The organism is Flagellimonas sp., assembly GCF_965233845.1.
GTDB lineage: Bacteria > Bacteroidota > Bacteroidia > Flavobacteriales > Flavobacteriaceae > Flagellimonas.
This window is the reverse complement of sequence record NZ_OZ247584.1, coordinates 457,798-469,025: the sequence shown is the minus strand read 5'-3', so window position 1 is coordinate 469,025 and position 11,228 is coordinate 457,798. Positions and strand designations below refer to the sequence as shown.

At 42.3% G+C, this 11,228-nt stretch carries 12 protein-coding genes; 4 read left to right on the top strand and 8 right to left on the bottom strand.

Annotation, left to right across the window (positions count from 1 at the left end):
* Positions 1 to 36: 36 nt before the first annotated feature.
* The 7 genes from murD to mraZ all read right to left on the bottom strand — a co-directional run bounded on the left by murD (position 37) and on the right by mraZ (position 8,019).
* On the bottom strand, positions 37 to 1,371 hold the full coding sequence (gene murD, locus ACO6S0_RS02080) for a UDP-N-acetylmuramoyl-L-alanine--D-glutamate ligase (RefSeq protein WP_422350388.1): 1,335 nt from the start codon (positions 1,369 to 1,371) through the stop codon (positions 37 to 39).
* Positions 1,372 to 2,592: a phospho-N-acetylmuramoyl-pentapeptide-transferase gene (gene mraY, locus ACO6S0_RS02075; RefSeq protein WP_422350387.1), complete on the bottom strand. Its 1,221-nt coding sequence runs from the start codon at positions 2,590 to 2,592 to the stop codon at positions 1,372 to 1,374.
* A gap of 153 nt (positions 2,593 to 2,745) precedes the next feature.
* On the bottom strand, positions 2,746 to 4,209 hold the full coding sequence (locus ACO6S0_RS02070; protein WP_422350386.1) for a UDP-N-acetylmuramoyl-L-alanyl-D-glutamate--2,6-diaminopimelate ligase: 1,464 nt from the start codon (positions 4,207 to 4,209) through the stop codon (positions 2,746 to 2,748).
* Positions 4,206 to 6,215: a penicillin-binding protein gene (locus tag ACO6S0_RS02065; RefSeq protein ID WP_422350385.1), complete on the bottom strand. Its 2,010-nt coding sequence runs from the start codon at positions 6,213 to 6,215 to the stop codon at positions 4,206 to 4,208. The genes ACO6S0_RS02070 and ACO6S0_RS02065 overlap by 4 nt, the downstream gene beginning before the upstream one ends.
* The gene (locus tag ACO6S0_RS02060; RefSeq protein WP_420398820.1) at positions 6,215 to 6,532 is read right to left on the bottom strand and encodes an FtsL-like putative cell division protein; all 318 of its coding nucleotides are present in this window, start codon (positions 6,530 to 6,532) and stop codon (positions 6,215 to 6,217) included. The genes ACO6S0_RS02065 and ACO6S0_RS02060 overlap by 1 nt, the downstream gene beginning before the upstream one ends.
* A 136-nt stretch (positions 6,533 to 6,668) precedes the next feature.
* Complete coding sequence (gene rsmH, locus ACO6S0_RS02055) at positions 6,669 to 7,571, bottom strand: 16S rRNA (cytosine(1402)-N(4))-methyltransferase RsmH (protein WP_422350384.1); 903 nt, start codon at positions 7,569 to 7,571, stop codon at positions 6,669 to 6,671.
* Complete coding sequence (gene mraZ, locus ACO6S0_RS02050) at positions 7,564 to 8,019, bottom strand: division/cell wall cluster transcriptional repressor MraZ (RefSeq protein WP_422350383.1); 456 nt, start codon at positions 8,017 to 8,019, stop codon at positions 7,564 to 7,566. The genes rsmH and mraZ overlap by 8 nt, the downstream gene beginning before the upstream one ends.
* A 265-nt stretch (positions 8,020 to 8,284) precedes the next feature.
* On the opposite strand from mraZ, the gene ACO6S0_RS02045 reads away from it, so the two are divergent.
* Complete coding sequence (locus ACO6S0_RS02045; RefSeq protein WP_138838542.1) at positions 8,285 to 9,049, top strand: alpha/beta fold hydrolase; 765 nt, start codon at positions 8,285 to 8,287, stop codon at positions 9,047 to 9,049.
* Positions 9,050 to 9,258: 209 nt separating this feature from the next.
* Positions 9,259 to 9,870 carry a ribosome biogenesis GTP-binding protein YihA/YsxC gene (yihA, locus tag ACO6S0_RS02040; RefSeq protein WP_422350382.1) on the top strand — a complete coding sequence of 204 codons (612 nt, stop codon included), beginning with the start codon at positions 9,259 to 9,261 and terminating at the stop codon, positions 9,868 to 9,870.
* Positions 9,871 to 9,886: 16 nt separating this feature from the next.
* Here yihA and ACO6S0_RS02035 read toward each other — a convergent pair whose 3' ends face one another.
* Positions 9,887 to 10,258: a GTPase gene (locus ACO6S0_RS02035; RefSeq protein WP_422350381.1), complete on the bottom strand. Its 372-nt coding sequence runs from the start codon at positions 10,256 to 10,258 to the stop codon at positions 9,887 to 9,889.
* Positions 10,259 to 10,377: 119 nt separating this feature from the next.
* Here ACO6S0_RS02035 and ACO6S0_RS02030 point away from each other — a divergent pair, with 119 nt between their 5' ends.
* Both ACO6S0_RS02030 and ACO6S0_RS02025 read left to right on the top strand, forming a co-directional pair.
* Positions 10,378 to 10,725, top strand: a complete 348-nt coding sequence (locus tag ACO6S0_RS02030) for a DUF3307 domain-containing protein (RefSeq protein WP_422350380.1) — start codon at positions 10,378 to 10,380, stop codon at positions 10,723 to 10,725.
* A 5-nt stretch (positions 10,726 to 10,730) separates the two neighbouring features.
* Positions 10,731 to 11,228, top strand: coding sequence for a hypothetical protein (locus tag ACO6S0_RS02025; RefSeq protein WP_422350379.1), 498 nt, complete (start codon positions 10,731 to 10,733; stop codon positions 11,226 to 11,228).

The window sequence follows — 11,228 nt, the reverse complement described above, 5'->3', positions numbered from 1 at the left end:
GTTTAAATTATCAATCGCGGACATTCAGATTTCCATTTATAGATTTTTAATCGCTTTTTTAAATTGATTGCCCCGGTCCTCATAGTTTTCAAAAAGGTCGAAGCTGGCACAGGCGGGCGACAGTAATACGGAATCCCCGCGCTCTGAAATTTTATAGGCCACCTTGACCGCTTCTTCCATGGAATAGGTCTCCACCATCAAATCAATGACATTGCCAAAAGCTTCCTTGAGTTTGGAATTGTCCATCCCCAAACACACAATGGCCTTAACCTTCTCCCTTACCAAAGGCATCAATTCCGAATAATCGTTGCCTTTATCCACGCCACCCACAATCCAAACAATAGGTTTCTTTATACCGTCCAGGGCATAATAGGTAGCATTGACGTTGGTTGCCTTGGAATCGTTTACATATTCCACATGATTGATTTTCAATACTTTTTCCAATCTATGCGGTACCCCCTGAAAAGACTGGATACTTTTACGGATAGTTTCCTTTCTCACATTCACCAATAGGGCTGCCAAACCCGCTGCCATGGTGTTTTTTACGTTGTGCTGACCATCCAAGGCCAAAATATCTGTGCTCATTTCCAAGGTTTTATGTTCTACATTCATCTTTATAATATTCTTATCGAGCCAAGCTCCATTTTCCTGTTTCGCCTTTAATGAAAAGGGCAATAATTTGGATTGAACTGGGTTTTGCAAAAGCCATTGACCAATCACTGGATCATCAGCATCATAAATCAGATAATCATTGTGATCTTGATTCATGGCAATCCTAAATTTGGAGGCGATATAGTTTTCAAACTTGTACTCATACCTATCCAAATGATCAGGGGTGATATTGGTGATGATGGCTATGTTCGGTTTAAAATCCACAATGCCATCCAATTGAAAACTACTAATCTCCAACACATAAGCATCCAAGTTCTCCTGCGCCACCATTTTGGCATAGCTATCGCCAATGTTTCCAGCCATTCCAACAGGCAAACCTTCTTCCTTTAGCAGGTGATAGGTCAACATGGTGGTTGTGGTTTTTCCATTACTTCCTGTAATTCCTATGAGCCTGGCATCGGTATAGTTTGATGCAAACTCAATTTCAGAAATGACCGGAATCCCTTTATTCACCAATTGCTTAACCAAGGGGACCTTATCCGGAATCCCAGGGCTTTTCATCACCAGATCAGCATTCAGAATCTTAGCTTCCGTATGCTGTCCCGACTCCCATTCAATCTCAAAATGTTCAAGAACTTTCTTATACTTTTCCTGGATTTCACCTTTGTCCGAAACAAAGACCTCAAATCCCTTTTTTTGTCCCAAAATGGCGGCTCCCACACCGCTTTCTCCTCCACCAAGTACCACCAAGCGTGCCATCTACCGAATCTTCAAGGTGACGATACTCACAATGGCCAGAAATATTCCAATGATCCAAAAGCGTGTTACTATCTTGCTTTCATGGTACATTTTCTTTTGAAAATGATGATGCAAGGGAGCCATTAAAAACAATCGTTTGCCTTCACCGTATTTCTTCTTGGTCCTTTTGAAATAACTCACCTGCAACATTACGGATAAGGTCTCGGCAAAGAAGATTCCGCACAAAATGGGAATCAACAATTCCTTTCTTACAATAATGGCGATCACCGCAATTACCCCACCTATGGTCAAACTACCTGTATCTCCCATAAAGACTTGGGCTGGATATGCGTTATACCATAAAAAACCAATCAGCGCTCCCACAAAAGCAGCAATAAAAATCAAAAGCTCACTTACCCTGGGGATATAGAAAATGTCCAGGTAGTCCGAGAACTGAATATTTCCCGATACCCAAGCAAAAATCCCAAGGGCCAATGCTATTATGGCCGAAGAACCTGCTGCCAGGCCATCAATCCCATCCGTAAGGTTGGCCCCATTGGAAACCGCGGTAACAATCAAAATCACTACTGGAATAAATATGAGCCATGCATAATTTTCCATGCCCTCTCCTGTCCAAGAAATCCACTCGGCATAATCCAGCTCGTTATTCTTAAAAAAGGGCACATTGGTCATAACGGATTTGGTTTCTTGACCAAAAACGGTTTCAACCTTAAAATTTTCCGTAATTCGAGTGCTATCTTTTTCCTTAATGGTCACTTCGGGATGGAAATACATGATAGAGCCTACAATAAGACCCAATACCACCTGCCCCATAATCTTGAAGCGCCCTTTTAATCCTTGTTTGTCTTTTTTGAAGATCTTGATATAGTCATCCACAAAGCCAATGATACCCATCCATATGGTGGTTATTACCAATAGGATGACATAGATGTTCTTTATATCGGCAAACAACAAGACCGGTATAAGGGTAGACATAATAATGATCAGTCCTCCCATGGTGGGTGTACCCGCCTTTTGTTGCTGTCCTTCCAGGCCCAAATCACGGATGCTTTCCCCTATCTGCTTTTTTTGAAGGAAGAGAATGATTCTTTTACCGTAAACCATGGCTATTAAAAGGGATAAAAGCACGGACATGGCTGCGCGGAAAGTAAGGAACCCAAAGAGTCCTGCTCCCGGCAGTTGGTATTGTTTCTCTAAATAATCAAATAAGTAGTACAGCATTTACTAGATGTTAGATGATAGTCATTAGACATTAGACGTTAGACATTAGACGTTAGATAAAAGACGTTAGATATCAGACGGTATTATGCCAGGTCTTGAAACCTCAATCTTGTTTCTTGGTTCTTGTCTCTTGTTTCATCTTTCTTTTCAATATTACTTTCCAAGACCCTCAAGGGCCTCCTTTACTTCTTTAAAATCATCAAAATCCACCCGAACCCCGTCAGTTTCCTGATAGGTTTCATGTCCTTTGCCCGCCACCAGAATAATATCGTTGGCCAAAGCCAGTTTGCAAGCTGTCTTAATGGCTTGCTTCCTGTTTTCAATGGACAACACCTTTCTGGTGTTTTGGGGTTCTACCCCGGCCTCCATTTCCTCAATAATTGTTGTTGGGGATTCGGTTCTGGGATTGTCTGATGTAAATATGGCCTGATTGCTCATTTCTGAGGCGATATGACCCATAACCGGACGCTTAGACTTGTCACGATCACCACCACACCCCACTACGGTGATGACGTTTTCATTTCCAGTCCTCAATGCGTTGATGGTAACCAACACATTTTTTAATGCATCCGGCGTATGGGCATAATCAACAATAGCCGTAATTTTCTCTTTCGATATAAAATATTGGAACCTACCGTCAACGTTTTCCAGCTCACTGATAAGTTTCAAGGTTTCCATTTTTTCCAAGCCCAAAAGGTCTGCAGTGGCATAAATTGCCAGTAGGTTATAGGCATTAAAATCGCCTATAAGCTTTGACCACAGTTCATTATCATCAATCTTCAACAACTGCCCATTGAACTGCTCTTCCAAAATTTGGGCCCTGTAATCCGCATAGGTTTTTAAGGCATAGGTTTGCTTTCTGGCCTTGGTATTCTGCAACATTACCTTCCCATTCTTATCATCAAGATTGGTTAGGGCAAAAGCGGATTTTGGGAGGGCATCAAACAACTTCTTTTTGGTATCCCTGTATTCCGCAAAATTCTTGTGGTAGTCCAAATGATCATGGGAAAGATTAGTGAAAATGGCACCTGCAAAGTGTAATCCTTCTGACCGTTTTTGATGTATCCCGTGGGAGCTCACCTCCATAAAACAAAACTCCACCCCTTCCTCGTTCATTTGGGCAAGTCGTTGATTAATGGTCAATACATCCGGAGTGGTATGGCTTGTTTTGTATTCCTGATTATCCACCATAATCTTGATGGTAGAAATCAATCCAACTTTATAGCCGGCCTTTTTGAACAAATTGTACAACAAGGTGCTTACCGTTGTTTTTCCATTGGTACCCGTAATCCCGACCAGTTTCAGGTTTTTGGAGGGGTTGTCATAAAAATTGGAGGCCAAAACAGCAAGTGCACTGTTACTATCCGCTACTTTTAAATAGGTAACGCCATTGACCAAAATATCCGGAAGTTCTTCACAAACTACAGCTTTTGCACCCAACTCCACCGCCTTCTGAATGTACTTGTGACCATCCGTAATGGTTCCTCTTACAGCCACAAAGACATCATCCATTGCTACCTCTCTGGAATCAAAATGCACGTTATTGATCATAACGTTTGTATCCCCACTTACGGCAGATAGACTTACTCCATATAATATGTCCTTCAACAATTTCATGAAAGTTCCAACACAATTTTTGTAACCTGGTTGATATCCGTTCCTTGATTGACCGATTGTTTTTTCACCTTACCGTTACCCCTTACTTCCACTTCCAATCCCAAATTTTCCAGCAGGGATACGGCATCCATTCCACACATGCCCTTTACATTGGGCACCCTTGGGTGCTCTTTTTGCACTTGGGCATAGTATTGCCTGTATTTTTCATCCAAAAGCTCCCCATTGAAAGCTTTGCCCTTTACTTCATCTGTAACCGGGGATGTGGCATATATTTTTTGGGCCATGGACTTGAATACGGGTCCGGATACGTCAGCACCGTAGTAGCCCACGCTCTTGTCCGGTTCATGAATGACCACAATGCAGGAATATTTGGGGTTATCCGCTGGAAAATAGCCTGCAAAGGATGAGATATAAGCCAATTTATCTGGATCCTTGGCCACATAGTTCTTTTGTGTGGTTCCTGTTTTACCAGCCATGGAAAAGTTTTTGGAATACAGTTTATGACCTGTTCCATAGTCCTTTTCAACTACTTCCTTCATCAAGTGTTTTACCTTTTTAACCGTTTCCTCCGAACAAATGGATGCATTGGCCACTTCCTTATCAAACCTTTTCAATACTTTGTTCCCTTCCTTCACTGCTTTGATCAATCTTGGCTTTACCATCTCACCATCATTGGCAATGGCATTGTAAAAGGCCAGGGTTTGCATGGGTGTGAGCGAAACTTCATAACCATGCGACATCCATCCCAATGAAATACCGGACCAACCTTCATCGCCGGGATAGCGGATCACAGGTTTTCCTTCTCCGATTATGGGCAAATCCAGCTTTTTATGCAGCCCCATGTTCATTAAGCGGTTGACAAACTTTCCTGGAGTTTCCTTATAGTTTTCATGGATCATTTTGGCAAATGCCGTATTTGAGGAAACCGCAAAGGCTTCTGATACGGAAATCTTTCCGTAACCGCCCCATTTTGAATCCTTTACTACCCTATCGTAGATGCGATACCTTCCTTTTTCCGTATCGATTACCGAGCTGGTGTCCACTACTTGATCCTCCAAAGCGGCAACAAGTGACATCAACTTAAAGGTGGAACCAGGCTCATGGGATTCCCCAACAGCATAGTTGAGTTTTTCATAGTATTTCCCTTCTGATGTCCTCCCTAAATTGGAAATGGCCTTCACCTCTCCAGTTTTTGTTTCCATAACCACCACACAACCGTGGTCCGCTTGATACTTTTCTAATTGTGCCAGCAATTCATGGTGCGCAATGTCCTGGATGCTGATATCAATGGTCGATACCACGTCCAAACCATCCTGAGGCTCCACAATATTGTCCAAGCCTACGGGTTTCCATTGTCCCTTGGCTATTTTTTGCTTTAGGCGCTTACCCTCCTTACCTCTCAAATATTGCTCCCCAAAAGCTCCGTCCAAGCCAACTCGGGTATAATATCCATTTTCATCCACGCGCTCATAACCAATGCTACGCGCCGCCAGTTTACCCAATGGATATTCCCGAACCACTCGATGGGTTTCAATAAAACCCCCTTTATAGGGTCCATTTTCAAAAAGAGGGAATTGTTTGATGCGGACATAATCCAAATAATCCACGTTGCGAGCCACCAATTTGTAGCGATTACCATTGGCCCTGGCTTTTCTGAACAACTTCCGATAATACGAGGACGGCCTATTAAACATATTGCCCAAAGAATCCGATAGGGCAGCCACGTTTTCGGTAAAATTTTCTTCGGATACCGTTTTGGCATCAAACCGAATCTCATACTTGGGCACTGAAGCGGCCAACAAACTTCCGTCATCCGAATACAGATTGCCCCGGTTTGGCTCTATGGTGAACATTTTTTCGGTCTTACTAAGGGCCAGCTCTTTATATTCTTCCCCTTTGACCATTTGGATATCCACCAAACGCACCACCACGGCAATAGCGAATACCAGCAGACATCCTGCTACAAGGTATAGGCGATTCATGATATTTTTTTCGGTGATGGCCATTAATCTTCAGACTTTACTTTGATTTTTTGCGGTGGATTTTTTGATGGCGCCAAACCTTCAACCGCAACGGTCTCCCTTAATGTGGACTCCAGTTTGAGTTGCTGTACGGTGGATCGGTGCTTGAAGAATTCGCTTTTAAGTTTTCTCACCTCTTCGTTCAAGGCCGCGATTTCATGTACCTTTTTATCGGCGTTGTGGCTACTGGAGATCATCATGGCCGCCAAGAAAGAGGCAAACAACAAAAACATCCAGTTTTTGGGAGCATCCCCGCTCACCAAAAACTTTCCTTTTAGTATGTCCAGTAATCCTTTTTTCATTTCTATGTTCCTTTTGTCATTTCCGCAAAGGCGGCAATCCAAATGTCTTATTCTTAAACAGTGCTCTGTGCAAACTCCCAAAATCCGTCATCGGCTTGACACGAATTTCACAGATACCCTTTAATGGGCGTACATCTTATATGCGTTCCGCAATCCGGAGTTTTGCACTTCTTGCCCGGTTGTTCCTGGCTATTTCTTCGGTTGTCGGAACTATGAGTCCACCCACTTTTTTTAAGGGGACGTTGATGTTGCCATAAAAATCCTTTTCCGGCTCTCCTTCAAACTTGCCGGCGCGGATAAACCGTTTTACCAAACGATCCTCCAAAGAGTGGTAACTGATCAGGCTTAATCTCCCTCCTGCCTCCAATAGATCTGGTGCTTGTTGCAAAAATGCCTTCAAGACCTCAATTTCCTGGTTGACCTCAATCCTAATAGCCTGATAGATTTGTGCCAAAATCTTGTTCTCCTTCATCTTGGGCAGAAACCTTTGCAAAACCGCTTTCAATTGGTCCGTGGTCTTGATGGGTTGTTCAGTCCTATAATCCACTATGGTTTTTGCCAATGCTTTGGCATTTCGCAATTCGCCATACTGAAATAAAACTGCTGCTAAATCTTCTTGGGAATAGGTATTGACCACTTCATAAGCGGACAATTCGCTGTTTCTGTTCATCCGCATATCCAATTCGGCATCATACCGAATGGAGAAACCACGTTCAGCTTCATCAAATTGGTGCGAAGACACCCCAAAATCTGCCAAGATTCCGTCAACTTTCCGAATGCCATAGAACTTTAAATACTGTTTTAGAAATTGAAAGTTTTGGTTGATCAATTGAAATCTATCGTCATCAATAGCGTTGGCCAGCGCATCCTCATCTTGATCAAAGGCAAACAATCTGCCTTCCTTACCCAGCCGTTTCAAAATCTCCTTGGAATGCCCTCCGCCCCCAAAGGTGACATCCACATACACTCCATTTTCTTTTATATTTAACCCGTCAACTGATTCTTGCAGCAAAACGGGATCATGGTATTGATTACTCATCGTCAGCAAAAATCTCTTCTGCCAAATCCGCGTAGTCCTTTTCGCTTTCCGCCAGGACTTTTTCATATTTGTCCTTGCTCCAGATCTCTATCTTGTCAAACACCGCATTAAGGACCACTTCTTTTTCAATGCCTGCATATTCCACAAGGTTTCTCGGAATCTGAATTCTCCCGGTATCCCCATCAACGGACAACTCTTTCATTCCGGCCACGAAGTTTCGGACAAAGGCATCGTACTTGCGATTAATCTTGCTTTTCTTCATCACTTTCTGCATCAAAACATCAAATTCCTGCTTGGGATACAGCTCCAAACATTGCTGAAAAACAGACCGTTTTATCACAAACCCATCGTTCAAAACAGGCAACAACTGATTCTTAAGGGATATGGGCAAAATCACCCTACCTTTGGTGTCAGCTTTACAATCATGTTGTCCTATGATATGGGTCACTCGAAATCAATTAGTTATAAACTATAACTCAAATATATAGATTTTATTTCCACATTTCTCCACTTAAAAACACTTTTGTTAATAAATTCTCCACTTTTTAGATGAAAAGCGGAATTAGGGGTATGAAATGATCCCAAGAATTCATTTGGTCTATCCAGCGGTCAAAACCCATCTATAAATTCCCCATTTTGAAGACGCGTTCAAAGTCAAGTTTTGTGTAGTCTGAATTGTCTATATTTGCCTACCAAGGACCAACTGATCGTAGATGGAAGACCAAATCATTAAGGAAGGTAAATTCAGGTATATTGAAATAGGTGAAGGAACCCCAATGATCATCCTACATGGCTTGATGGGGGGATTGAGCAACTTCCAGGGTGTATCCGAGTACTTTCCCTCCAAGGGGTATCAGGTACTCATCCCCGAACTTCCCATCTATGACATGCCCATGCTTAAGACCACGGTAAAGAATTTTGCCAAATTCTTGGAAGAGTTCATAGAATTTAAGGGATTAAAAGATGTGATTCTTCTGGGCAACTCGCTTGGTGGACATATTGGTCTTTTGCACACCAAAATGTTCCCGGAAATGGTCAAGGCCCTGGTAATAACAGGAAGTTCAGGGCTGTACGAAAGTGCTATGGGAGACGGATATCCCAAACGTGGCGATTACGAGTTCATCAAAAAGAAGGCGCAGGACGTGTTCTACGACCCTGAAGTAGCCACGAAAGAAATTGTGGACGAAGTGTTTGCCACCGTAAACGACCGTATGAAGTTGGTCAAAACTTTGGCCATAGCCAAAAGTGCCATCCGTCATAATATGTCCAAGGATTTGCCACACATGAACACCCCTACCTGTATCATTTGGGGAGAAAATGATTCCGTAACCCCACCCAACGTTGCCGAGGAATTCCACGAGCTGCTTCCTGATTCCGATTTGTTCTGGATTGAAAAATGCGGTCATGCCCCCATGATGGAACATCCTGACGAGTTTAACAAAGTCTTGGAAGCTTGGTTGGAAAAACGGGAGTTTTAATGAGGTGATTGTTGCTGGATGTCAGATGTTCTTAGCCCAAATACCCCCTTATCTTTTAATTATAGAGAATAGAACAAGTTCAAGTTCAAACTCGATTATCCGATTGTTGCATTGTTGGACTGTTGGAGATATTAGCTGACTAGAATCCAGTTTCCCATTTTCCATTCCGACTAGTCTCGTATCTTTGCCACTGATTCTTAATTCCTGTAATGAAAATCACTTCCGCCGAATTTGTAATGAGTAATTCCAACGTGGCCAAATGCCCCAATGAGCCCCTGCCGGAATATGCTTTTATTGGTCGCTCCAATGTGGGAAAGTCCTCATTGATCAATATGCTTATGGATCAGAAAAATTTGGCCAAAACCTCTGGAAGACCAGGTAAGACCCAACTCATCAATCATTTTAAGATCAATAAGAACTGGTTTTTGGTGGATTTGCCTGGCTACGGATATGCCCGGGTATCCAAAAAGGACAAAAAAGTGTTTCAAAGGTACATTCGGGAGTACTTTCAAAAAAGAAAGCAATTGGTATGTGGTTTTGTCTTGGTAGATATTAGACACGAACCCCAACCGGTGGATATGGAATTTATGGAATGGCTGGGTACCAATGCCATCCCTTTTGCCATTGTTTTTACCAAAGCAGACAAGTTAAAACCCGGGGCCGTCGAAAACTATGTTTCCGATTACCTAAAAAAACTTTTGGAGGGGGTTTGGGAAGAAACTCCTCCCTACTTTATCACTTCCTCGTCCAAACACTTGGGCAAGGAAGAGCTATTGGGCTACATTGATAGCATCAACAATGAGTTCTTTTCCAATCAATAAGGGGTTTTGCCAAATGCTAGGTACGTTTTTGAATGAGGTCAATGAGATTTTTTGCCGACTCCAGCTGATTGAGCTCCTCTGTTTCAACCAAAACCCGTAATCCTTCATTTTCCTCGACCAAAACTATGGGCAGGGAATATTTTTCAGCTACTTGATTGCCTATTTGCTGGGCAAATTCATCCTTGTGCAAAAAATCCATTTGTAGATTGCTTTCCTCCCGAAATTTCTTCCATTCCCTGTTTTCAGAGACTATGCCAAAGGTGATAACGCACAAGCTGCATTGATAGGTTGAAGGACTAAGTACTTTGTGCATACTATCCAAAATGGAATTTCGGGTACCTGAGTTGGCGTTGTATACAAATACGAGTTGGGCACTTTTCTTTTTCATGGATAGCTAAAATTAAAAGTATTCGTCGCAATGCCAGCATAGTCATATCAGTTGGCGCCAATTTCAATTAATTATATGTTTGGACAGCTAATACCGATGTTGTTTGTTATCTTAACCCCATGACTTTTGCACTGATCTTGGTAGCTCATTGGGTGGGGGACTATTTGTTTCAGACTAGCAATATGGCGGTAAAAAAAAGTTCCAGCCTTAAATGGTTAACCGCACATGTATTAACCTATTCCTTGGTTCTTGGGGTTTTTGCCATCTTTCTTTTCCCATTGGAATCGGCCTTGATTTATGTGGCATTAAACGCACTGCTCCATTTTGTGACCGATTTTTTCACCAGCAAACTGGCTTCTAAATATCAAGATAACCCCAGGATATTTTATCCCGTTCTAGGATTTGACCAAATGGTGCATGGCCTTTGTTTGTACCTTACGTATATCAATATAGACAGCTTCCTTTAATTATTATGGACCAATCCACCGCACCACTTACGCCAAATTCTTATGTGAAAACCTTGTCCATCATTCATTTGGGGTTATTGGCAGGGCCTTTTATTCTGGGAGTCATTGCCTATTTACAAACAGAGCACCCCTTTTTGGATTATACGAATACCGAAGATGTCTTTATTTACGTGGTTCCCGTCTTTGCCATAAGCGGAATTTTCATGGGGAACTTACTCTTTAAAAAGTTGATGGCATCTGCAACGAAAACAGATGGATTACGAACAAAACTAGCCCGTTTCCAAACTGCTTCCCTAATTAAATATGCATTGATTGAAGGTCCAGCATTACTAGGGGCCGTAGCCTTTTTGAACACGGGCAACCTTACCTATTTATATATTGCAGGGGTACTGATCCTCTTCCTGTATTTGCTAAGACCCACCAAAGAGAAGATTGAACTTGGCTTGCAGCTCAAGGGGGAAGAAAAAACCCAATTCAACAAATCCAATCAACCCATTCCGTAG